This is a genomic window from Mesorhizobium sp. M0047, from assembly GCF_040323315.1.
GTDB lineage: Bacteria > Pseudomonadota > Alphaproteobacteria > Rhizobiales > Rhizobiaceae > Mesorhizobium.
The window spans coordinates 15,891-38,205 of sequence record NZ_JAMYUW010000035.1; the positions used below are offsets into that span (position 1 = coordinate 15,891).

General features: G+C 64.0%; 20 protein-coding genes. 12 read left to right on the forward strand and 8 right to left on the reverse strand.

Annotation, left to right across the window (positions count from 1 at the left end; translation table 11 throughout):
- Positions 1–25 precede the first annotated feature (25 nt).
- Complete coding sequence (locus NKJ89_RS26315; protein ID WP_352606858.1) at positions 26–1,048, reverse strand: NAD(P)H-dependent glycerol-3-phosphate dehydrogenase; 1,023 nt, start codon at positions 1,046–1,048, stop codon at positions 26–28.
- The gene (gene tsaD, locus NKJ89_RS26320; protein WP_352606942.1) at positions 1,045–2,130 is read right to left on the reverse strand and encodes a tRNA (adenosine(37)-N6)-threonylcarbamoyltransferase complex transferase subunit TsaD; all 1,086 of its coding nucleotides are present in this window, start codon (positions 2,128–2,130) and stop codon (positions 1,045–1,047) included. The genes NKJ89_RS26315 and tsaD overlap by 4 nt, the downstream gene beginning before the upstream one ends.
- A gap of 158 nt (positions 2,131–2,288) precedes the next feature.
- On the opposite strand from tsaD, the gene hemC reads away from it, so the two are divergent.
- The 6 genes from hemC (at position 2,289) to NKJ89_RS26350 (ending at position 8,495) form a co-directional block, all read left to right on the forward strand.
- Positions 2,289–3,215 (forward strand): hydroxymethylbilane synthase, encoded by a 927-nt coding sequence (gene hemC, locus NKJ89_RS26325; RefSeq protein ID WP_352606860.1) that lies wholly within the window; start codon positions 2,289–2,291, stop codon positions 3,213–3,215.
- Between the two features lies 1 nt (position 3,216).
- A complete protein-coding gene (locus NKJ89_RS26330) occupies positions 3,217–3,933 on the forward strand; it encodes a uroporphyrinogen-III synthase (protein ID WP_352606862.1) in 717 nt (238 codons plus the stop codon).
- A gap of 109 nt (positions 3,934–4,042) precedes the next feature.
- Positions 4,043–5,548: a COG4223 family protein gene (locus NKJ89_RS26335; RefSeq protein ID WP_352606864.1), complete on the forward strand. Its 1,506-nt coding sequence runs from the start codon at positions 4,043–4,045 to the stop codon at positions 5,546–5,548.
- Between the two features lie 10 nt (positions 5,549–5,558).
- Positions 5,559–7,160 carry a heme biosynthesis protein HemY gene (locus NKJ89_RS26340; RefSeq protein ID WP_352606866.1) on the forward strand — a complete coding sequence of 534 codons (1,602 nt, stop codon included), beginning with the start codon at positions 5,559–5,561 and terminating at the stop codon, positions 7,158–7,160.
- A 124-nt stretch (positions 7,161–7,284) separates the two neighbouring features.
- Positions 7,285–7,764: a tellurite resistance TerB family protein gene (locus NKJ89_RS26345; RefSeq protein WP_352606868.1), complete on the forward strand. Its 480-nt coding sequence runs from the start codon at positions 7,285–7,287 to the stop codon at positions 7,762–7,764.
- Between the two features lie 14 nt (positions 7,765–7,778).
- Positions 7,779–8,495, forward strand: a complete 717-nt coding sequence (locus tag NKJ89_RS26350) for a glutamine amidotransferase (protein WP_023760923.1) — start codon at positions 7,779–7,781, stop codon at positions 8,493–8,495.
- A 6-nt stretch (positions 8,496–8,501) separates the two neighbouring features.
- Here the strand turns inward: NKJ89_RS26350 and NKJ89_RS26355 are convergent, their stop codons facing one another.
- The 6 genes from NKJ89_RS26355 to gnd form a co-directional block, all read right to left on the reverse strand.
- A complete protein-coding gene (locus NKJ89_RS26355; protein WP_352606870.1) occupies positions 8,502–9,740 on the reverse strand; it encodes an MFS transporter in 1,239 nt (412 codons plus the stop codon).
- 163 nt (positions 9,741–9,903) lie between these two features.
- Positions 9,904–11,004: an aminotransferase class I/II-fold pyridoxal phosphate-dependent enzyme gene (locus NKJ89_RS26360; protein ID WP_023760921.1), complete on the reverse strand. Its 1,101-nt coding sequence runs from the start codon at positions 11,002–11,004 to the stop codon at positions 9,904–9,906.
- A 194-nt stretch (positions 11,005–11,198) separates the two neighbouring features.
- Positions 11,199–11,657 (reverse strand): Ros/MucR family transcriptional regulator, encoded by a 459-nt coding sequence (locus NKJ89_RS26365; protein WP_023760920.1) that lies wholly within the window; start codon positions 11,655–11,657, stop codon positions 11,199–11,201.
- A 214-nt stretch (positions 11,658–11,871) separates the two neighbouring features.
- Positions 11,872–12,591, reverse strand: a complete 720-nt coding sequence (locus NKJ89_RS26370) for an ROK family protein (protein WP_352606872.1) — start codon at positions 12,589–12,591, stop codon at positions 11,872–11,874.
- A 12-nt stretch (positions 12,592–12,603) separates the two neighbouring features.
- A complete protein-coding gene (gene zwf, locus NKJ89_RS26375; protein ID WP_352606874.1) occupies positions 12,604–13,980 on the reverse strand; it encodes a glucose-6-phosphate dehydrogenase in 1,377 nt (458 codons plus the stop codon).
- Between the two features lie 22 nt (positions 13,981–14,002).
- Positions 14,003–15,010 carry a phosphogluconate dehydrogenase (NAD(+)-dependent, decarboxylating) gene (gnd, locus tag NKJ89_RS26380; RefSeq protein WP_352606876.1) on the reverse strand — a complete coding sequence of 336 codons (1,008 nt, stop codon included), beginning with the start codon at positions 15,008–15,010 and terminating at the stop codon, positions 14,003–14,005.
- Between the two features lie 410 nt (positions 15,011–15,420).
- On the opposite strand from gnd, the gene NKJ89_RS26385 reads away from it, so the two are divergent.
- From NKJ89_RS26385 to NKJ89_RS26410, 6 genes are all read left to right on the forward strand, one after another.
- Positions 15,421–16,707 (forward strand): sensor histidine kinase, encoded by a 1,287-nt coding sequence (locus NKJ89_RS26385; RefSeq protein ID WP_352606878.1) that lies wholly within the window; start codon positions 15,421–15,423, stop codon positions 16,705–16,707.
- A complete protein-coding gene (locus tag NKJ89_RS26390; RefSeq protein WP_352606880.1) occupies positions 16,707–17,432 on the forward strand; it encodes a response regulator in 726 nt (241 codons plus the stop codon). Before NKJ89_RS26385 ends, NKJ89_RS26390 begins: the two co-directional genes overlap by 1 nt.
- Positions 17,433–17,605: 173 nt before the next feature.
- Positions 17,606–18,574 carry a YihY/virulence factor BrkB family protein gene (locus NKJ89_RS26395; protein WP_352606944.1) on the forward strand — a complete coding sequence of 323 codons (969 nt, stop codon included), beginning with the start codon at positions 17,606–17,608 and terminating at the stop codon, positions 18,572–18,574.
- A 220-nt stretch (positions 18,575–18,794) separates the two neighbouring features.
- A complete protein-coding gene (locus tag NKJ89_RS26400) occupies positions 18,795–19,685 on the forward strand; it encodes an SMP-30/gluconolactonase/LRE family protein (protein WP_352606882.1) in 891 nt (296 codons plus the stop codon).
- 96 nt (positions 19,686–19,781) lie between these two features.
- Positions 19,782–20,795 carry an ABC transporter substrate-binding protein gene (locus NKJ89_RS26405; RefSeq protein WP_352606884.1) on the forward strand — a complete coding sequence of 338 codons (1,014 nt, stop codon included), beginning with the start codon at positions 19,782–19,784 and terminating at the stop codon, positions 20,793–20,795.
- Between the two features lie 49 nt (positions 20,796–20,844).
- The gene (locus NKJ89_RS26410; RefSeq protein ID WP_352606886.1) at positions 20,845–22,314 is read left to right on the forward strand and encodes a sugar ABC transporter ATP-binding protein; all 1,470 of its coding nucleotides are present in this window, start codon (positions 20,845–20,847) and stop codon (positions 22,312–22,314) included.
- Position 22,315 lies beyond the last annotated feature (1 nt).

The following is a 22,315-nucleotide window of genomic DNA, read 5'->3' on the forward strand; positions in this document are numbered from 1 at the left end:
TGGTCGTTGGATCGATGTCGTGGGATCAATCGTTGGTTTCGGTCTTCAGCGGCCGGGTCATCAAGGCCGTCACAGCCTGCCGGATGGTGATAGCGCCGTCCAGAATGGCAGCGACCGCGGCAATGATCGGGGCATCGATATTATGCTCCATGGCAATGCGGGCAGCGATCGCCGCCGTCGGCACGCCTTCGGCCAGCGGCAATCCGGCAAGAGGCTTGCCTTGCCCGAGCGCCAGCCCATAGGCGAAATTGCGCGACTGGGTGGACGAGCAGGTGAGCAGCAGGTCGCCAAGGCCGGAAAGCCCCATCAAGGTTTCGGGCCTGGCGCCGAAGGCGGCACCTATGCGGCGCAGTTCGACAAAGCCGCGCGTCACCATGGCGGCCTGGGCGCTGGCGCCGAGCCCGGCGCCGGTGACGGCGCCTGCGGCGATGGCAAAGACGTTCTTCAAAGCGCCGCCGATTTCGACGCCGATCAGGTCGTCGTTCGAATAACAGCGCAGGTTCTCGGCTGAAAAGCGGGCGGCGAGATCGGCGGCGAGAGCCTCATCGCGGGCGGCGACGACCACGGCCGTCGGCAGGCCGCGGGCGACATCGGTGGCGAAGCTTGGACCCGACAGAGCCGCGACCGGATTTTGCGGCAGGATTTCTTCGACGATTGCCGACAGCAAGGCACCGGTATCGCGCTCGATGCCCTTGGCGCAGAGAACGAGCGGGATGCCGGCCGGCATATGGTCCTTCGCTGCCGCCAGCGTAGCCCGCAGCGACTGCGCCGGCGTCACTGCCAGCACGCAATCGGCGCCGTCGAGCGCGGCTTGGATGTTGCTCGTAGCCACGATGCCGGCCTGGAGCATAATGCCCGGCAGATAGCGTGGATTTTCGCCGCGGTCGATCGCGGCGACGGTGTCCGGGTCGCGCGCGTAAAGGCGGACGAAATGGCCGGCGCGCAGCATGGCCAAGGCCAAGGCGGTGCCCCAGGCCCCGCCGCCGAGCACGGCAACGCGCCAGCCGCTTGGCGCGGTGTAGTTGCCGCTCATGGCCCCCTCGGTCATGCCTTGGCTCCGCGCCGGCCGGAGCCGACCATCGGTGTCGAGATGCTATCCAGTGGCCAGCGCGAGCGCGGCACGAAATCGAAGCCGTTCTCCTGCGCCATGTCTTGGCGCAGCCGCTCGATGCCGGCCCAGGCGATCATCGCCGCATTGTCGGTGCAAAGCTTTAGCGGCGGCGCAATGAAGGTGAAGCCGGTCGCGGCGCAGAGCCGCTCAAGCATCGCCTTGATCGTACGGTTGGCGGCGACGCCGCCGGCAACGACCAGCGCCGGAGTCTTGGTGGCGGGAAATGTTTCTCGAAAGCGGGCCAGCGCGCGAGAAACGCGGTCGGCCAGCGCATCGGCGACCGCCGCCTGGAACGAGGCACAGATGTCGGCGACATCCTGGTCGCTCAAGGGCTCAATCGCCGTCGCCGCCTGGCGCACGGCGGTCTTCAATCCGGAGAAGGAGAAATCGGGCTGTGCCGAGCCCTTCATCGGACGCGGAAAGACAAAGCGTGAGGCATTGCCGACCTGTGCCGCCGTCTCGACATTCGGTCCGCCGGGATAGGGCAGGCCGAGCATCTTGGCCGTCTTGTCGAAGGCCTCGCCGAGCGCGTCGTCGATGGTGGTTGCCCAGCGCTGATAGTCACTGACGCCACGCACGGCGAGAATCTGCGTATGGCCGCCGGAGACCAGCAGCAGCAGATAGGGAAAATCGAGCCCGTCGGTTAGCCGTGCCGTCAAGGCATGACCTTCGAGATGGTTGATGGCGATCAGCGGCTTGTTGGCCGCCGCGGCGATCGCCTTGGCCGTCATCAGCCCGACGATCAGCCCGCCGACCAGGCCAGGACCGGCGGTCGCGGCGATCGCATCGATGTCAGCGAGCGCGACGGCCGAATCGGCAAGGGCCGCCTCGATGATGCCGTCCAGCGCCTCGACATGGGCGCGGGCCGCGATCTCCGGCACGACGCCGCCGAATGCGGCATGTTCCTCGATCTGGCTAAGCACGATGTTGGACAGGATTTTTGGCGCGGCGTCGCCGTCTACCGCCACGACGCTGGCTGCGGTTTCGTCACAACTCGTCTCTATGCCAAGAACGCGGATCAATTCGTCGCTATCCCAAGAGATTGTCTGTCAGGCCTTTCCCCGCTAGGAGAAAGGCCGGAAAAGGCCTCGGTTACTTTAGCCGCATTTCTGCGACGCCAAGTGGCTCCACTTGGCTGCAAAATGCTCAGGCCGGGGGGTATCACGGACCGCGCGCCATGCAAACAACCTTGAGAATCGGAACACGCGGCAGTCCGCTGGCGCTGGCACAGGCGCATGAAACGCAGGCGCGGCTGATGGCCGCGCACGGCATGCCGGCGGAGGCGTTCGAGGTTGTCGTCATCTCGACCAGCGGCGACCGCATCCAGGACCGGCCGCTGTCGGAAGCCGGTGGCAAGGGCCTGTTCACCAAGGAGATCGAGGAGGCGCTGCTGGCGGGCCGGATCGACATCGCCGTGCACTCGTCGAAGGACATGCCGACGCAGCTGCCCGACGGTCTCGAATTGTCCGCCTTCCTGCTACGCGAGGACGCGCGCGACGCCTTTGTCGGCAAGGCGGCGAAGACGATCGCCGAACTGCCGGAGGGAGCGAAAGTCGGCTCGTCGTCGCTGCGGCGGCAGGCGCTGATCCGCCGCATGCGGCCCGATCTCGACGTGGTGATGTTCCGCGGCAACGTGCAGACGCGGCTGCGCAAGCTCGACGAAGGCGTCGCCGCCGGCACCATCCTGGCTTATGCAGGGCTGAAGCGCCTTGGGCTCGAGCATGTCGTCACCGACCTGATACCGCTCGACATCTTCCCGCCGGCGCCGGGGCAAGGCGCGATCTGCATCGAAACGCGTATCGGCGACCGCGATGTCGAAAAGATGCTGGCGGCTATCCATGATGTGCCGACCGGTCAGGCGCTGGCCTGCGAACGCGCCTTCCTGGCGGCGCTCGACGGTTCCTGCCGCACGCCGATCGCTGGTTATGCGACGATCGAGGCCGGAAAACTGTCGTTCGCCGGACTGATCATCTCGCCCGACGGCACGCAGTCGCACACGGTCGAGCTGCAGGGACCTGCGCACGACGCCGCCCGCATCGGTGCCGAAGCAGCCCGGACAGTACGGGCCAAGGCCGGTGAAAAGTTCTTCGACGGCTGGCTCTGAAATGCTTCGCGTCCTTGTGACGAGACCGGAACCTGCCGCCTCGCGTACAGCGCGGCAACTTCGGGCCGCTGGGTTCCAGCCGGTTCTGCTGCCCTTGACCGATACGGTGGCTTTGCCGGTCGAGGGCAGAGCGGTTCCAGACGATGCCGTCGCCGTGGCCATTACCAGCGCCAACGCCGTGCGCCATGCACCCAAGGAACTCATCGCGGCGCTCGCAGCCTTGCCTTGCCACGCCGTTGGCGAAAGAACGGCGAAAGCCGCGCGCGAAGCGGGGTTTTTGTCTGTCAGTGAAGGCCCAGGTAATGCCGAAGGTCTCGCCGACAGACTTGCTGGCGACCACTCAGGCAAGACGATTGCCTATCTCTGCGGGCGCGTGCGCTTTCCGGCATTCGAACAGAGGCTGCAGACGGCGGGCGTCCGGGTCCGTGCCGTCGAGACATATGACACCCTGCAATTGGGTTATTCGGACGAGGCCATTGTTGCGATGTTGGCAGGCCAACCTGTCGACGCGGTGCTGCTCTATTCAACCAAGGCGGCTGCCGCGATCCAGGTGCTGGCCAGCCGGCTCGCTCTGCAAGGGCTGTTTGAGAAAACATGGTTTTTCGCGCTTTCGGCGCGCATCGCGGCAGCCCTCGACGATATCGCAAGCGAAAGAACCCGCATTGCCGCGCAGCCTGACGAGGAAGCCCTGCTGGCGCTTTTGCAGGAGCGGCTCTGAGCCGCGTCATCACACCGCCCCTTTTCACCGCTTGGTGATGTGCTAGACCCTTTTTGAACTATCGTGCGCCGCAAGGCGTTGAGACGAAGCGAATTGTGCGGAGCCAGGCATGGTCAAGACGCCGAAGATGCGACACTCGAAAAGCCGCCGCGAGCCGGTGACCATCGATCTGGAGCCAGGCGCCGTTTCACGCGTCGTCGACGAGGATGCAGCCAGGGCCCAGACAGACGAGGCGAAGGCTGAGGAAGCAGAGAACGCTTCGCAGGCTGAGGGCCCCGATGAGCCGGTGCATGCCGACCAGACCGACCTCGAGCCCTGGGAGCATGCCGACGCCCACGCCGAATCGGAGCAGCCAGCGGCGGCGGGCAAGGGCAGTAGTGAGGCTGAGCTCCCCTATCCCGGATCGTTCGACGGTCCCGAATCGTCCAACGATCCCGGATCGTCCGACGCGCCGGCCGGCAAAACCAAAGCCTTCGACTACAATTTCGAAGACGCATCGGCGAAGCGCACGCAGACCGACGGCAACAAAGCCAAAACCGAGGCCCGGGACGAGGAAATGGTACCGCCCCCGGCAAGGCGTAGCAGCTTCAACGGCATCGCTGCCGGTATCATCGGTGGCGTCATCGCGCTGCTCGGCGCCGGGGGGCTGCAATTTGCGGGCCTGCTCGGCGCGCCGGGCTCCAATGCCGGTGTCTCGCTCGAGGGCGTCAATGTCGAGATCGCTTCGCTGAAGAGCGAAATCGCCGGCTTGAAGGAAGCTGGCGGCAACAGCGATGCAGCAGCCAAGATAGTCGGGCTGTCTTCAGGCTTGGAGCAGGTCAGGGCCGATGTCGCGGCGCTGAAATCGGCGGTCGAATCCGGCGGAGCTGGCGACACTGCCGGGCTCGCCGCACTGGGCGACAGGATCAAGCAGATTGAATCGGAGGTCGCAGCACTTGGCAAGGCAGGCGGCACGGCGCCGGTCGATCTCGGCCCGCTCAACGAAAAACTGGCCGGCCTCGATACACTGGCGAAGTCGACAGGCGCGGCGATGACAGCGCAAGATGGCAGGCTCACCGCATTGGAGCAGTCGGTGTCGCAACTTTCCGGCAAGGTAGAAGCGACGGCCGGACAGCCGAAGATCGCGCTCGCCATCGCCGCGTCGGCATTGAAGGCGGCGCTCGAGCGTGGCGGGCCGTTTGCGGCCGAACTCGAAACCCTCGCCGCGATTTCACCGGACGCGCCGCAGCTTGCGACCTTGCGCCCCTATGCTGAAAAGGGCGTCTCCACCCGCACCGAGATCGCCTCGCAGACAGATGCCGCCGCCACTGCCATGGTCGCCGCGGCAACCCCTGTCGATGAGAATGCCGGCTTCCTGCAGAACCTTTTGTCGAGCGCCGAATCGCTGGTGAAGGTCAGGCCGATCGGCGCTGTCGAAGGTGCTGGAGCGCCCGAGATCGTCGCGCGGATGGAAGCGGCGGTCAAAAAGGGCGACTACGCCAAGGCACTCAGTGAATATGACACGCTGCCGCAAGCCGCCAAGGCTGCCGGCGCCGACTTTGCCGGCAAACTGAAGGCACGCATCGAAGTCGAAACGCAGGTCGACGCACTGATCTCCGGCGCGATGAAGGCATGAGGGCAACAGAATGATCCGCCTGCTGGGCTTCCTCATCGTCGTTTTCGCGCTCGGACTGGGCTTTGCCTGGCTGGCCGACCGTCCGGGCGACATGGTCGTCACCTTCAGCGGCTATCAATACCAGGTCAGCCTGATGGTGGCGGCGGTGGCTGTCGTCGCGGTCGTCGCCGCGGTGATGATCCTGTGGTGGCTGCTCAAGTCGCTCTGGAACAGCCCCTACACCATCTCGCGCTATTTCCGCGTCCGCCGTCGCGATCGCGGCTATCAGGCGCTGTCGACCGGCATGATCGCCGCCGGCGCCGGTGACGGGGCGCTGGCCCGCAAGAAGACCAAGGAAGCGGCCAAGCTGATCCGTTCCGACCAGGAACCGCTGATCCATCTGCTGGAGGCGCAGGCGTCGCTGCTCGAAGGCGATCATGAAGGAGCGCGGCAGAAATTCGAGAGCATGCTCGACGATCCCGAAATGCGGCTGCTTGGCCTGCGCGGGCTCTATCTCGAAGCTGAACGGCTCGGCGACCGCAACGCCGCCAGACACTACGCCGGCCGCGCCGCGGCGGTGGCGCCGCAGCTGGCCTGGGCCGCCGAATCGACGCTGGAAGAGTTGACGGCGCGCGGCGACTGGGACGGCGCCTTGAAACTGGTCGACGCGCAGAAGGCGACACGGCAGATCGAGCGCGAAGCCGCCAATCGCCGCCGCGCCGTGCTGTTGACCGCCAAGGCGCAGGCGCTCGCCGACAGCGATCCCGCTGCCGCCAGAACCGCGGCGATCGAGGCCAACCGGCTTCGGCCGGACTTCGCGCCCGCCGCCGTTGCCGCCGCCGCGGCATTCTTCAAGCAGAACGACGTGCGCAAGGGCTCAAAGATCCTCGAGGCGGCGTGGAAGGCCGAGCCGCACCCTGAGGTCGCCGAGCTCTATACACATGCAAGGCCGGGTGACGCCGTGCTCGACCGCCTCAACCGGGCGAAGAAGCTGCAGGAGATGAAGAAGAACCACGCCGAATCGTCGATGACGGTGGCGCGCGCCGCACTCGACGCGCAGGACTTCTCGACCGCCCGCCGCGAGGCCGAGTCCGCGATCCGGATGGACCGCCGCGAGGGCGCCTATCTGCTGCTCGCGGACATCGAGGAGGCCGAGACCGGCGACCAGGGTAAGGTGCGGCAGCTGCTGTCGAGGGCGGTACGGGCGCCGCGCGATCCGGCCTGGGTCGCCGACGGCGTGGTGTCGGAACGCTGGGCGCCGGTATCGCCGATCACGGGTCGGCTAGATGCCTTCGAGTGGCGCGCCCCGATGGAGCGTCTCGGCCAGTTGATCGACAGCCATGACGATGCACCGGCCAGTGCGGCGCCGGTCGTTGAAGCACTGGCAAAGCCGACGAGCGAGAAGAGGCCGGTCGAGGTGATCGATGAAAGCCGCCCGACCGGGACCGCGGATAAGGACACCGAGAGCCAAGAGGATCATGTCAGGCCGATCACGGCGGCGGCCTTCGCCGCGGTGCCGACAGATGCCGAGGGCGTCGAGCCGGCCGAGGAGCATACGCGGCTGCCGGATGATCCCGGCGTCGATCCGGACGAGGAAGCGGAAAAATCGCCACGCCGGTTTCGGTTGTTTTGAATTGGGCCGGCCGCCAGGCCCCTCTGACTCAAGGAAATAGAGCATGATGTCTGGACAAACGGGTCCCGTTTGTCCGAGAAAACCGCTTCACACTTTTCGGCATCATGCTCTGAGGAATGGATCTATGTTTGAACGCGTTCTGTCATTTCTCAGGGATTTGCCGTCCGGCGCTGGCGCGCGTTCCAGTACGGACGATCCCCGCGTTGCGGCTTCGGCGCTGCTCTACCATGTGATGAACGCCGATGGCGTGCGCCAGGATGTCGAATGGGAGCGGTTCAAGGCGGTGCTGGCGCAGAGCTACTCGATCAGCGGTGCCGAACTTGAAGCGCTTGTCGCCGCCGGCGAGCGGGCCGACAATGAGGCGATCGACCTCTATGCCTTCACCAGTGTCTTGAAGCGTCATCTCGATGCCGATGCGCGCAAGGCCTTCATCGGCCTGATGTGGGAAATCGTCTATGCCGATGGCGAGCTGCACGAGCTGGAGGACAACACTGTCTGGCGCGTCGCCGAGCTGATCGGCGTCGAGCGCCGCGACCGTGTCGAGGCGCGCCGCAAGGCGGCCGCACTTGCACCTGGCGCCACCGGAACATCGAGCGACGAATAGGTTTTCGCCTTCCCATGCCGCGCCAAACGAGTTCGAAGCCGAAGATACTGATCGTGCTGCATCAGGAGAATTCGAGCCCCGGGCGCGTCGGCCATATGCTGCTGGAAGAGGGTTTCGAGCTCGACGTTCGACGTCCGCCGCTGGGCGACACTTTGCCGGACACGCTGGACGGCCATGCCGGCACGGTGGTGTTCGGCGGGCCGATGAGTGCCAATGACGAGGATGAATTCGTCCGCCGCGAGACCAGTTGGCTGGAAATACCGCTCAGGGAGAACCGGCCGTGCCTCGGCATCTGCCTTGGCGCGCAGATGCTGGTCAACCATCTCGGCGGCAAGGTCGAGGGCCACGGCGAAGGGCTGGTCGAGATCGGCTGGTATCCGCTGAAGGCGACCGAAGCCGGCAAGCAACTGATGCATTGGCCTGAGATGGTCTATCAGTTCCACCGCGAGGGCTTTTCGCTACCCAAGGACGCAACGCTGCTGGCGACGGCCGAGACCTATCCCAATCAGGCCTTCCGCTATGGTGACAATGCCTGGGGCATCCAGTTCCATGGCGAGCTGACCAGGGTGATGATGCAGCGCTGGGTGGTGCGCGGCGCGCATCGCTTCGAGCTGCCGGGCGCGCAGCCCGGCCGCGATCATCTCGGCGGCCGGCTGATCTGGGACATGCATCTCAGGCGATGGCTGGACGAGTTCCTGCGTCTGATCTTCGGCAAGCCGGCCGCTCGATAAGACACGTCAATTGCGCCCGCTGAGATGGCGCACCCTGCGTAGTTGAGGGAACAACACCACCCACAATCCGGCGACGACGATCGCGCCGAAACCGCCGACCACGACGGCCGGTACCGTGCCGATCAGTGCTGCCATCGTTCCGGCCCGGAATTCGCCGACCTCGTTGGAAGCTCCGACGAAGACCTGGTTGACGGCATTGACGCGGCCACGCACATGGTCGGGCGTCCACAGCTGGATCAAGGTCTCCCTGATGTAAACGCTGAACATGTCGGTCGCGCCAAGGAAGGCAAGGGCGACGATCGACAGCCAGGTGATGGTCGACAGGCCAAACAGCACGGTGAAGGCGCCGAACGCGGCGACAAAGCCGAGCATGATCAAACCCGCATGGTTGCGGATCGGATGGCCGGCCAGCCAGACGGCGACGCAGATGGCGCCGACACCCGGGGCCGAGCGCAGCAGACCGAGACCCCAGGGGCCGAGCTGAAGGATGTCGCGCGCGTAGACCGGCAGCAGCGCCGAGGCGCCGGACAGGAGCACCGCGAACAGATCGAGCGAGATAGCCCCCAGCACGATCTTCTCGCTCCAGATGTAGCTGAACCCACCGAACAGGTTCTGCATCGTCGGCTTTTCGGTCTCCGTGCGTTGCGACGGCTTCGGGATGGTGAAGATCAGCAGCCCGGACACAAGCATCAGGACGGCGGCTGTGCCGTAGGCCACTTCCGGCGACACGCCGTAGAGCAGGCCGCCGGCAACCGGACCGACGATGGTCGCCGTCTGCCAGGCCGATGAATTCCAGGCGATGGCGTTGGCGAAATCCTCAGGCGGCACCAGATTGGCGAACAGCGAGGCGGAGGCCGGACCGAAGAAGGCGCGGGCGATGCCAAACATGGCAAGCACGGCGAAAATCGGCAGCGGCCCGCCGATGCCGCGAAGCGTCAGAAGCAGCAGCGTCAGCGCGCAGATCGCTTCCAGCACCACCGCCAGCGCCATGATCAGCCGACGCCCGAAGCGGTCGGCGACGACGCCGGTGACCAGCACCAGCAGCAGCGAAGGCAGGAACTGGACGATGCCGACCAGGCCGAGATCGAGCGGGTTCCGGGTCAGGTCGTACATCTGCCAGCCGACAGCGACGGACACGATCATGGTGGCGAAGGTGGTGAGGAAACGCGCCGCCCAATAGCTCAGGAAGGAGCGATGGCGGAACGCGGCATAGCGCTGGTCGGGCAATATCTGTTCGGTTGTCATGGATTCAAGAGGCCCCGTTGTGATGGCATCAGCTGGCGGGGCACTTCCACGATGGGCGCTGGTCCGGCTGGCGGAACTTTTAGCTCAGTTCGCCGCGGATATGCGTCAAAATCGGTGCTGGATCAAGGAATTTTCAACCTGCTCCATCGACCGCACGGGGAGTTTACTGCTGCAGCGCGGCGGAGATTGCGTCGAGGCCGCCGCGTAGTTCGGCTTCCGTCGGCCAGCCAAAGCCGATGCGGAAGAACCGCTTCTCCATCTCGAACCAGTGGCCGGGCCCAACATACGTGCCGTGGTTCTCAAGCAGATTCACATAGAACCGGTCGAGATCGAAACCGTGATCGACATTCAGGCGGGGGAAGCCGACGACGCCACCTTCCGGCCGCACCCAGTCGACGAGCGGCTCGCGGTCGATCCATGCCTGGACGATGTCGCGGCGCTTCGCCATTTCAGGCAGCAGCGTCGCCAGGAAAGCGTCGCGGCGCTCGAGCATGCCGCGCGCGATGGCTTCGTCGATGACGCTGCCACAGATGCCGATCTGCTCCTTGGCGGCGAGGAACTTTTCCTGAAGCTCCGCATCCCTGGTGATCAGCCAGCCGATGCGGATGCCGGGAATGCCGAAGGCCTTGGACAATGACGAGACGCTGATCGCCTTCCGGCTCAGCGACGCGGCCGACGGCAGCCGCTTGCCATAGGAGAGGTCGCGGTAGGTCTCGTCGACCAGCAGATGGCAGTTGCTGCTTTCGGCCAGCGCCACCAGCGCATCGAGATCGGTCCGGCTTATCATCGTGCCGGTCGGATTGTGCGGGCAGGTGACGCTGATCAGCCTGGTGTTCGGCTGCATCGCCGCCTTGACGCGCTCGACATCGATGGCGAAGCCTTCCTCGAAAGCCAGGTCGACAAAGCCGATGGCACAGCCGATCGCCCGTGGGGTTTCGATGTTGGTGGCGTAATTGGGCCTGATGACGACGAGATGGTCGTTCGCCGACAAAAGCGAGGTCGAGATGATGAACAGCGCGCCTGCGGCGCCGGCGGTGACCAGGACATCATCTGATGAAATGCCGGCATGCTGCGCCGATATCTGCGCGCGCAAAGCCTTGTCGCCGCGATGCTCACCATAGAAAAGCGTGAGATCAGGCAGCGACAGGCCGATGTCGGAGAGCTTCTGGTCGGCGATCGAGCTTTCGGAGAGATTGTGGCGGATACGGTCGTAGCCGTACTCTTCCGGCGCCTCTTTCTCGATCACCATTCTGGTGTAGTTCATGGCTCACTCCCCAACGAACCCGTTCGACCCATCCAAGCCATAAAAACATGAAGCCTGCCAAGGCGGATTCGCCGGCAGGCTTCAATCAATTGATTGGCTCAGCGCCGAAATAGGTCCTTGCCTTAGGAGGTCGTTATCCCAAACTACTGCGCACCCTCGGTCAAGCCCGAGGAAATGCTTTTGAGCGACATGCCTCAGGCTGAAACTTTGGCCTTCCTGCCCTTAGGTGCCTTGATGGGGGCGGCCTTGCGGCCAAGACCGATCGACTTCGCCAGCAGCGAGCGCGAGGCGGCATAGTTGGGGGCGACCATCGGATAATCCGACGGCAAGCCCCATTTGGCGCGGTAGGCGTCCGGCGTCAGGCCGAAATGCACGCCGATGTGACGCTTCAGCGATTTGAACTTCTTGCCGTCTTCGAGGCAGATGATGTAATCGGGCGTCACCGACTTCTTGGGGTTGACCGCCGGAACCAGCGGAGCAGCCAATGGGGCCACCGGCTTGCCGAGCCCGCTTATCGAGGCGCTGACGCTGGCGATGAGGTCAGGCAGGCCGGAGACGGGCAAACGGTTCTTCTCGACGTAAGCGGATACGATGTGAGCGGTCAGCTCGAGCAGGTCGATGTCTTTACGGGCGCTGTTGCTATCGTCGATCACTCTATTTCTCCGTCTAAAAGCGAATGACCTGAAAATCGGATTCGATTCCCCGAAGGATCATGCGCAAAATCAAAATGCTAAAGCGTCCTTTGTGCATCCACGGGACGGGCGGCGTTGTTGTGGCGCGGAATTCCTAATCGGCAAATCTGCGCACTGCAATGACTTGTATCATATCACACGTTATTTTGAACAACTATATTAAACAATAACAATATCAGACTATCAGCGCCTTGTCGCGCCACAAACGAAATCCGCCTTCGAAGGCGCGTGTGTTGTCGCCGCGCCTGGAGTCGGCGGGCAATTCATCGAGCTTGTCGACATTGCCGCCGCCAATGACGACATAGTCAGGCAGCATGGCGGCACGGAGCCGTTCGACCACATCGAAGACATATCTGCGCCATTTCTTCTTGCCGCGCTTTACCAGGCCGCGTTCGCCGACATAGTCCTCGAAGCTCTTGCCGTTCTTATAGGGCAGGTGGGCGAGTTCCATCGGCTGGGCGACATTGTCCGCAATCATCGCCGCGCCCAGACCGGTGCCGAGCCCGAGGAACAGCATGCGCCCGCCTTCGTAACTGCCAATGGCCTGCATCAGTGCGTCGTTGACCACCTTCACCGGTTTGCCGAACGCACTCGCGAAGTCAAATCCAGCCCAACCCTTGCCAAGATTGGCGGGGTCGGTGAGCGGTCTGTTATGATTGACCGGGCCGGGATAGCCCATCGAAATGACATCATAGGACAGGCCCTCGGCGAGCTTCTTCACCGCGTCGATCATCTGCTGCGGCGTCAGGCCCGGTCCGGAGTCCGCCCTGCGTTCCGCACCGCCGGCGCTGGTCAGGATCTTGACGTGCGAGCCGCCAATATCAATCGAAAGCACGATCTTTTCAGTGCCTGATTTCTCGGAGCCCGATACCGATTGCTTCACCGCCTTGGCCATTGTGTCACCCTTTCACTTTTCCGGATCGATCCAGCCGTTGGGCGGCCCGAAGCCGCCCATAACGTCCGCCGGACCCCATGTCCCCGGCTCGTAGAGATGCGGCGGCGTGGTGTCGCCGAGCACCGGGCCGACGATGCGCCAGGCCAACTCGCTGGCATCCTGGCGGGTAAACAGCTGACCGTTGCCGTTCATGGCGTCGCCGATCAACCGCTCATAGGGCGGCATGTCGCCCTTGCTGTCGTCGAGCGCCGTCAGTTCGACCTGTTCGCCGATCATGTCGTCGCCCGGCGCCTTGCGCTGCGCGCCGATGGCGATCACTACCTGCGGGTCGATACGGAAGCGGACGTAGTTCTGGTCGGCGGGCTTGATCGGATCGAAGACGTCGAGCGGCGGCCGCTTCAGCCGCACAACCACTTCGGTGACATGCACCGGCATGTTCTTGCCGGCGCGGATGAAGAACGGCACGTCCTGCCAGCGCCAGGTGTCGACGAAGAAGCGCACCGCCGCTAAGGTCTCGACCGGCGAGTTCGGGGCCACGCCCGGTTCAGCGAGATAGCCAGTGAATTGGCCGCGCACGACATCGTCCCTGGTCAGCGTGCGGATGGCGCGCAGCACCTGCACCTTCTCGTCGATCAGGTCGTCGGCGGAACGGCCGACGGGTGGCTCCATGGCAAGCAGCAACAGGATGTTGAGCAGATGGTTCTCGATGACATCCCTGATGCAGCCGACATCGTCATAGAAGCGGCCACGACCCTCGATGCCGAAATCCTCGGCCATGGTGATCTGCACGCTCTCGACGAAATTGCGGTTCCAGATCGGCTCGAGAAGGGAATTGGCGAAGCGGAAATAGAGCAGGTTCTGGATCGCTTCCTTGCCGAGATAGTGGTCGATGCGGAAGATCGACTGTTCGTCGAACACCAGATGCAGAACCCGGTTTAGCCAGCGTGCCGATTGCAGATCGTGGCCGAAAGGCTTTTCCACCATCAGCCGCGCGCCCTGGGCCGTGCCCGATTGCTCCAGCCCCTGGACGACGGTTTCGAACATGGTCGGCGGCACCGCCATGTAATGCATCGGCCGCTGTGCCGTGCCGAGGGCGCTTTTCAGCTTCTCGAAGGTCGCTCCGTCGCGGTAGTCGCCGCTGACATAGCGCAGTTGCGAGGCGAACTGTGCGAACACCTTCTCGTCGACCTTGCCCAGCGCATTGACGATGCCGTCGCGGGCGCGGGCCTGCAATTGCTTGATGTCCCAGGCGTCGAAGGCGACGCCGATCACCGGTTCGGCGAGCGTGCCCTTGGCGACCATCTGGTAAAGCGCTGGAAATATCTTCTTGTGGGCGAGGTCGCCGGTCGCTCCGAAGAGCACCAGCGTGTCGGAGCGTTCCTGGCTCATGCGCGCGTCTCCCCTGTCGCCGTCACTTGCCGGTCTTTTCGACATGGCCGCCAAAGGCATAGCGCATGGCGGACAACAGCTTGTCGGCGAATTCGGATTCGCCTTGCGAGGAGAAGCGGTCGAACAGCGCCGAGGACAAGACCGGCGCCGGCACGCCAGTGTCGATCGCCGCCTTCAACGTCCAGCGGCCTTCGCCGGAATCCGAGACGCGGCCGCCGAAATTCGCCAGGCCCGGATCGCCTTTCAATGCGCCGGCCGTCAGGTCGAGCAGCCAAGAGCCGATGACGCTGCCATGCCGCCAGACCTCGGCCACTTGGGGAAGGTCGATGTCGAACTGATAGTATTGCGGGTTTTCCAACGGGCTGGTCTCGGCGTCCGCCGTTCGTTTGCGCTTGCCGGCATTGGCCGACTTCAGAATGTTCATGCCTTCGGCATAGGCGGCCATGACGCCATATTCGATGCCGTTGTGCACCATCTTGACGAAGTGGCCGGCGCCGCTAGGTCCGCAATGCAGATAGCCATAGGGCGCGGTTCCGGCATCCCTAAGCAGATTGGAGCCGGCGTCGGCGCCCGGCGCCAGCGTGGCAAAGATCGAGTCGAGGTGTTGCACCGCCACATCGGGCCCGCCGATCATCAGGCAATAGCCACGCTCCAGCCCCCAGACACCGCCACTGGTGCCGACATCGACGAGATGGATACCCTTGGCGGCCAGTTTCGCGGCCTGGTCGACGGCGTCGTGATAGTAGGAATTGCCGCCGTCGATAACGATGTCGCCCGGCTCCATCAGGGGCGCGACCTGATCGATGATCCTGCCGGTGATGGCCGCCGGCAGCATCAGCCAGACACAACGCGGCTTGGCCAGCTTGCCGACGAATTCTTCCATTGAAGCCGCCCCTAGCGCCCCGTCGGTCACCAGAGCCGCGACGCTGGCGGGGTTGATGTCGTAGACGACGCATTCATGGCCGTCACGCATCAGGCGCCGAACCATGTTGGCGCCCATCCGGCCCAGTCCCATCATTCCGATCTGCATGGTTTCGTCCCTGTTTCCGAAGAGATTTGCGGGGTTTATCGAGGAAGGATCGCCTGGCTATCCTGGGCGCGCGATAGAACGGAGAAGCCGACATTCTCCCAATCGCCGGCCCCGGGCCAGAAAAAAGTGAAGATCGGCGTGCTTCCCTGCGGGTGGCCGGCCAAGCGACGTTTCGACACTCTTGGCGCTCGGCGTCCATCGTGCCGGAATTCCCGGGGCGCCCGGAGCAATGGTTGGCGTCGGCGTCACTGGCATTCTGCGTCGGTCTCCTGACTCGCCTCCCTAGACCAGGACGCGAAGCGTTTTCAATCACCGCACCGCAAGTTGATCGGCCCCGTCAACCGAGCCGTCGTTGACAGCGGTGCCAGCCTGCGTCCACTATTTCCCGGCACGGGAGGATCGTGAAAACCATGCCGGAGGTGTCCCTGGTCCTGATCGACCGGCTGCTGGCGATTTCGCGGGCGCTTGCCGGCCATATAGATCCCGGCACGGCGTTCCGCGCGACAGCCATCGAGATCGGCTCGCTCATTCCGCACGACCACATGGATCTGGCGGTGCTGTCGCATGACGGCCGCCGCCACGCCTGTTATGAGGCCGGTTTCCACACCAGCTGGAGCGAGCTTGCCCAGCATCCGCTGCCAACCGAAGTCAGCCCGATACGCTCGGTGCTGTGGGGCGAAGTACCCTATCTGCTCGCCGACGACGCACTGAGCGACGAGCGCTTCCATTTCGCCACCGCCATCGATGGGCCGATCTTCGCCGCCCAACTGCGCAGCCGCATCGTCGTACCGCTCAGGGCACGTGGCGGCATCATCGGCGCGCTCAACATCAGCCGGCACGAGGTTGATTGCTACACGCTTGCCGATGTCGGTGTCGCCCAGCAATGCGCGGATCTGATCGCGCCCTATATCTTCGCGCTGATCCAGACCGAGGAGGCACGCCGCGCCATGCTGGCCGAGAGCGAGGCAGGCAATCGCGTCGAGCTGCTGCGGGTCGGCGCCTCGCAGCTGACAGAAGGCATGGAGCGCGAACGCCGGCGCATGGCCATGGACCTGCACGACCAGACGCTCGCCGACCTCGCCCGCATCGCGCGCCAGCTTTCGGCGTTGCGTGGCCAGGGCGTGGCGCGGGCAGCGCAGCTTGCGGATCTCGAGCAGGAGGTTGCCGGTTGTCTCACGGAACTGCGCCACATCGTCGACGATATGCGGCCGAGCGTGCTCGAACTGTTCGGCCTGCGCGACGCGGTCGAGGCGCACCTCAACCGCAGTGTCGCCAGGGCCAAGCCGCCGATCGCCGTGCGCATCGCCGACACCAGCGACGGCGGCGCCGACAGCTTGCCCGAGCCTGTCCGCACCGCGCTCTACCGGATCGTGCAGGAAGCGATCAACAATGCCGTTCGCCACGCCGCGCCGCACCACATCGATGTCTTGCTGGCGTCGACGGCGAGTGTGCTGCGGGTGATCATCACCGACGACGGCCAGGGATGCGGCGTCGTCGACCCGGCGGCGCATGGCGGCATTGGTCACATGCACACACGGGCCGCCCTTATCGGGGCGCGGCTGCGCATCGGCCAAGCCGGTCGCAAGAGCGGCGGCACGCGTGTCGTCGTCGAGATCGACCGGGAGCCATTTCGGGAATTGCCCATTGCGGCGGCTGCAGCAGCGCCCGGCGAGTTCGCCGTGTCGGAGGCCATGTGATGCTTGTGATGATCGCCGAGAACGATGGACTGCACCGCACCTTCGCGCGGCGGACGGTGGAGCAATTATGGCCCGGCGATGTCGAGGTGATCGAGGCGAGCGATGGCGAGGACGCCATCAATCTGGCGGCCGAGCGAGAGCCGCCGCATGTCGTGCTCGACCTGCAGATGCCGAAGGCGACAGGGATCGAGGTTGCCAGGGCGATCTGGAACCGCCACGCCGGCACGCACATCCTGTTCTGGTCGAATTTCGCCGATGAGGCCTATGTGCGCGGCGTGGCGCGCATCGTGCCGCCCGGCTCGGTCTATGGCTATGTGCTCAAATCGGCGACGGAGGAAGGCATGCGCTCGGCCTTGCGCGGCGTTTTCCGCGAAGGCCACTGCATCATCGATCGCGAGATACGTGGCATCCAGCACCGCGTCCAAGACAAATTCGAGGGCATCACCGACGGCGAATATGAAAGCCTGATCGACATTGCGCTCGGCCTGACCGACCGTGCGATCGCGGCACGCCGGGGCCTGTCGATCCGCGGCGCGCAGAGCCGCATCAAGCATGTCTACGACAAGCTTGGCATCGTGCCGGCGGAGGACGGCGCCAGCGATGCTTCCGTGTTCAACTCACGGACGCGGGCGATCTATCTCGCCATGGCGCGCGGCCTGATCAACATCGATGCGCTGCGCCGCGAACAGGACCGGCTCGATGCCTGGCTGGCGGGGCAAGAGTAGGCTTCCCCTACACGCCTCACCTCACGGCTGGGCAGATTCCGATCCAATTCCTGAAACCAGTGGCGCGGCCAGGCGGAACATCGGAACGCTTGGCGCATTGCTAATGAACGGCGTTCCAATTTGCTGCCTGCGGACCCAAAGTGCGACCCTCGATCACAGATTCATGGCACTTGGTGCGTGAAAGCGTAGCCGGCTTCATCGACGATAATGCTCTTAGTCATGGTGCCGCGATGGCTTTTTATGCCGCCACCTCGCTGGCGCCGATCTTGCTGATTGTGGTCGCTGTTGCTGGTCTCGTCTTCGGTCATGATGCAGCACAATTGGCTTTGTCTGCCCAGATCTCCGGGCTGATGGGGCCGGAAAGTGCTGATCTCCTCCAGACCGCGCTGGAAAGCGTATCCAGCAAGCTGTACGGGACCTGGGCCGCGATCATTGGGCTCGTCACCTTGTTGGTGGCCGCCTCTGGCGTCTTCGGCGAAATGCAGCAGTCGTTGAACACGATTTGGAAGGTCGAACCGCAGGGCAACTCCTTGTCTCGTCTGGTGCGGGCACGAGCCGCCAGTCTGGGATTGGTGGCCGCGCTCGGTTTCCTGCTGCTGGTCTCTCTGATTGCAAGCGCTGCGATTTCGGCACTGGGCGATTTTATCAACGCCCATCTGCCGTTCGGAACGATCATACTCAGCGTGATCAACGGCGTCGTTTCGTTTGTCCTGATCTCCCTGATGTTCGCCGCCATCTACAAAGTTTTGCCCGACCGAAGCCTGGAATGGCGCGATGTCGGGATCGGTGCTGTCGTGACGGCTGCCCTGTTCACGTTGGGAAAATCGCTTATCGGCTGGTATATCGGCACCAGCGCGATTGCGTCCTCGTATGGCGCCGCCGGTGGACTGCTCGTCATATTGCTCTGGGTCTACTACTCGTCGGAAATTTTCCTTCTCGGTGCCGAGTTCACGCGCGCCTATTCAATTCGACACGGCAGCAGGCCCGATCTGGAGACCTTGGTTCGCAGTCCTATGCCTGCGCGGCACGGTTCATTTCGCGCAGGGCAAAAGTCCAACTCTGCCGGCGTGATAGCGCTCGTAGCGGTAGCGTGCGCGAGTGCGACATTGACCATGCTTTTGCTGAGTGTTCGCCGACCCTAGTCCGACGCCGCGATGCGACAGGGTGTTCGCCAATATTATAGATTATCGCCGCTCCTACGGCCGACTGTGCAAACGCACAGTCGGCCGTGCGCTTTGACCCGTATCGCCATGCCGGCGCGGCAACTACGCTCGACCCATAAAAAGACCATATCGGGAGAGCGCTCATGTCATTCGTTACCATGCGAGTTCGCGCAACTGTCGGCGCCGCCGGGAGCCAGTGATGTCGGTTTCGGCGCGCGCCCGCCATTCCGGCTTCGACGATGTCGTTGGCGATGCAGCGATCGAAACGCTGGCGAGCGGCTTCGGCTTCCTCGAAGGGCCGGTCTGGCATCCCTACGAGAAGTGGCTGGTCTTCTCGGATATTCCCGAAAGCCGGATGTATCGCCGCGGTAGGGCGGGCGAGATCGAGCTGTTCCGCGAGCCGAGCTATAAGGCCAATGGCAACACGCTGGACCGCCAGGGGCGACTGATCACCTGTGAGCACGCGACGAGCCGCGTGACCCGGGCCGAGGCCAACGGCAGCGTGACCGTGCTCGCGACACATCATCAGGGCAAGCAGCTCAATAGCCCGAACGACATCGTTGTTGCCACCGGCGGATCGATCTACTTCACCGATCCTGGCTACGGCAGGGTGGAATTCTATGGCGTTGCCCGTCCTCAGGAGCTGCAGTTCCAGGGTGTCTACCGCATCGATGGCGACGGCGCACGACTGACCTTGCTGGCCGACGATTTCGTGCAGCCGAACGGACTTTGCTTTTCGCTGGACGAGTCGCGGCTGTTCATCAACGACACCGACCGCGGACACATCAGGGTGTTCGGCGTCGAACCGAATGGCGATCTCAACGGCGGCGCGGTCTGGGCGGTGACCGAAGGCGAAGGCCTGGGAGCGCCCGACGGCATGAAGATCGACAGCCGCGGCAATCTTTACTGCACCGGCCCGGGTGGTATCCATGTTTTCGACGCGTCGGGCGCCATTCTGGGCGTTATCCGGACGCCCGAAGATTGCGCGAATTTTACCTTCGGCGACGACGACCTGCAAAGCCTCTACATTACCGCGTCGACGTCATTGTACCGGCTCCGGGTGCGCGTGCCGGGATTGAGACTGTTTTGAGTCCGCGACAATCCGTGCTCAAATCAGAGTTGGGAGTGAGGCCGGGCCAAAGCCGGCGGGAATTGCATCAGTCAACACATCTGGGAGGAGTATGACATGAAGAAACTGTTCGTTCTGGGCGCCCTGGCGGCAATGCTTGCCTCGGGCACGGCGCTGGCCGACACCAGTGGCAAGAAGATCGCCTTTTCCAATAACTATGCCGGCAATTCCTGGCGGCAGGCCATGCTCGACAGCTATGGCATCGTCACCAAGAAGGCGGTCGCCGACAAGATCGTCGGCGCGGCCGACATCTTCACCACCGCCGACAAGGAAGTGCCGACGCAGGCGGCGCAGGTGCAGAACCTTATCCTGCAGGGTTATGACGCGATCGTCATCAACGCCGCCTCGCCAGATGCGCTCAATGGCGCCATCAAGCAGGCTTGCGATGCCGGCATCGTCGTTGTCTCCTTCGACGGCACCGTGACCGAGCCCTGCGCCTACCGCGTCGTCGTCGACTTCAAGGACATGGGCAAGCAGGAAGTCGAGCAGATGGCCAAGTTCCAGCCCAAGGGCGGCAACCTGCTGGAAATCCGTGGCCTTGCCGGCACCTCGATCGACGATGCCATCCATGCCGGCATCCTTGAAGGCGTTGCCGCCCATCCGGAGTTCAAGATCGTCGGTTCGGTGACCGGCGACTGGGACCAGACGACGGCTCAGAAGGCGGTGGCGACCATCTTGCCTTCGCTGCCGGATGTCGTCGGCATCGTCGACCAGGGCGGTGACGGCTATGGCGCGGCACAGGCCTTCGCCGCCGCCGGCAAGCCGCGCCCGACCATCATCATGGGCAACCGCCAGGACGAATTGCAATGGTGGAAGGAACAGAAGGACAAGGATGGCTACAAGACCTGGTCGGCATCGATCGCGCCCGGCGTCTCGTCGCTCGCCTTCTGGGTGGCGCAGCAGGTGCTCGATGGCCGCACGGACATTCCGCACGATCTGCTGGTGCCGTATCTGGCGTTCACCCAAGACGATTTCGAGGCCGAGCTGCCGAAGATCCCCAAGGGTGGCGTTGCCAGCCACGAATACACGCAGGAAGATGCGATCGCGGCCATCAAGGCCAACATCAAGTGAGCATCACGGCAGCGTTGCCGTCCGTATCGCCGAGCGGATATCGTTGAGCATGCCTGAAGGGAACGCTGACATCATCAGACTGAACGGCGCCGAAAAACATTTCGGCGCCGTTCGCGCACTGGGCGGCGTCGATTTTCATGTCGGGCCCGGTGAATGCGTGGGTCTCGTCGGCCACAATGGCGCCGGCAAGTCGACACTGATGCACATGGTGGCGGGCACGTTGACGCCCGATAGCGGGCAGATCGGCGTGCATGGCGGCATCGAGGCGAACTACTCGGTGTCGCGGGCGCAGCAGCTCGGCATACGCTGCGTGTTCCAGGAACTGTCGCTGTGCCCCAATCTCAGCGTCGCCGAGAACACGCGCATCAACCATGCTTCGCTGCGCGGCTTCGGCTGGCGACGCAAGGCGGCCGATCTGATCGCCGCCAAGCTTGACGAGATATTTCCGGGCCACAGCATCTCGCCCTCGGACATCGTCGGCGACCTGTCGATCGGTCGGCGCCAGATGGTGGAGGTGGCGCGCGCATTCACGGTGATCCAGGATCGGCTCGACCTCGTCATCCTCGACGAGCCGACATCGTCGCTCGACTCCCATACGGCTGGCCAGTTGCTGGCTTTCGTGCGCCGCTTCGTTGCCGGCGGCAAAAGCTGCATCCTGATTTCGCACGTACTGGGCGAGGTGCTGCGCAATGCCGACCGCATCGTGGTGATGCGCGACGGCAAAGTGGTTGTCGCTGATGCTGCCAGCGCCTTTGACCGCGACCGGCTGGTGACGGCGATGGGCGGAACGGAAGCGCGCCAGAGGATCGCCGCTGAAATCGCTGCCGCCAAGCCCGGAGCCAGTCCGCTGCGGGTCCGTGCGCGTCCCGCCGCACAGAAGGACGGCACAGACCTTGTCGCCTGCGCCGGCGAGATCATCGGCCTTGCCGGGCTGGCGGGACATGGCCAGACCGATCTGCTGCTGGCGATCTTCGCTGCGGCGTCGCACGCCCGGGCCGGCATAGAGGTGACCGCGCCGGTGGCGCTGGTGGCCGGCGACCGCCAGGCGGACGGCATCTTTCCGCAATGGTCGATCGCGCAAAATATCGGCATCCGCTCACTGGCGCGCCTGCGCAACCGGCTGTTGATATCGCCGCAGCGCGAGGCCGAACTCGCCCAGTTCTGGCAGAAGAAGATCGGCATCCGCACACCGGATATGAACAACAACATCTTCTCGCTTTCGGGCGGCAACCAGCAGAAAGCGCTGTTTGCCCGCGCCCTAGGGTCCGATGCTGAGATCGTGCTGATGGACGATCCGATGCGCGGCGTCGATATCGGCACCAAGCTGGAGGTCTACGACCTCGTGCGCGAGGAAGCAGGCCGCGGCCGCACCTTCCTCTGGTACACCACGGAAACCGAAGAGCTCGACAATTGCGACCACGTCTATGTTTTCAAGAACAGCCGCATCGTCGCCAATCTGCGCCGCGACGAGTTGACCGAAGAGAAGATCATCCAATCCTCGTTTGGCGATGCGGCCTGAG

Coding starts and splice junctions, on each gene's coding strand:
- NKJ89_RS26315 (WP_352606858.1), bottom strand. CDS start 1,048: ATGACCGAGGGGGCCATGAGCGGCAACTACACCGCGCCAAGCGGCTGG.
- hemC (WP_352606860.1), top strand. CDS start 2,289: ATGCAAACAACCTTGAGAATCGGAACACGCGGCAGTCCGCTGGCGCTG.
- NKJ89_RS26330 (WP_352606862.1), top strand. CDS start 3,217: ATGCTTCGCGTCCTTGTGACGAGACCGGAACCTGCCGCCTCGCGTACA.
- NKJ89_RS26335 (WP_352606864.1), top strand. CDS start 4,043: ATGGTCAAGACGCCGAAGATGCGACACTCGAAAAGCCGCCGCGAGCCG.
- NKJ89_RS26340 (WP_352606866.1), top strand. CDS start 5,559: ATGATCCGCCTGCTGGGCTTCCTCATCGTCGTTTTCGCGCTCGGACTG.
- NKJ89_RS26345 (WP_352606868.1), top strand. CDS start 7,285: ATGTTTGAACGCGTTCTGTCATTTCTCAGGGATTTGCCGTCCGGCGCT.
- NKJ89_RS26350 (WP_023760923.1), top strand. CDS start 7,779: ATGCCGCGCCAAACGAGTTCGAAGCCGAAGATACTGATCGTGCTGCAT.
- NKJ89_RS26355 (WP_352606870.1), bottom strand. CDS start 9,740: ATGACAACCGAACAGATATTGCCCGACCAGCGCTATGCCGCGTTCCGC.
- NKJ89_RS26360 (WP_023760921.1), bottom strand. CDS start 11,004: ATGAACTACACCAGAATGGTGATCGAGAAAGAGGCGCCGGAAGAGTAC.
- NKJ89_RS26370 (WP_352606872.1), bottom strand. CDS start 12,591: ATGGCCAAGGCGGTGAAGCAATCGGTATCGGGCTCCGAGAAATCAGGC.
- zwf (WP_352606874.1), bottom strand. CDS start 13,980: ATGAGCCAGGAACGCTCCGACACGCTGGTGCTCTTCGGAGCGACCGGC.
- gnd (WP_352606876.1), bottom strand. CDS start 15,010: ATGCAGATCGGAATGATGGGACTGGGCCGGATGGGCGCCAACATGGTT.
- NKJ89_RS26385 (WP_352606878.1), top strand. CDS start 15,421: ATGCCGGAGGTGTCCCTGGTCCTGATCGACCGGCTGCTGGCGATTTCG.
- NKJ89_RS26390 (WP_352606880.1), top strand. CDS start 16,707: ATGCTTGTGATGATCGCCGAGAACGATGGACTGCACCGCACCTTCGCG.
- NKJ89_RS26400 (WP_352606882.1), top strand. CDS start 18,795: ATGTCGGTTTCGGCGCGCGCCCGCCATTCCGGCTTCGACGATGTCGTT.
- NKJ89_RS26405 (WP_352606884.1), top strand. CDS start 19,782: ATGAAGAAACTGTTCGTTCTGGGCGCCCTGGCGGCAATGCTTGCCTCG.
- NKJ89_RS26410 (WP_352606886.1), top strand. CDS start 20,845: ATGCCTGAAGGGAACGCTGACATCATCAGACTGAACGGCGCCGAAAAA.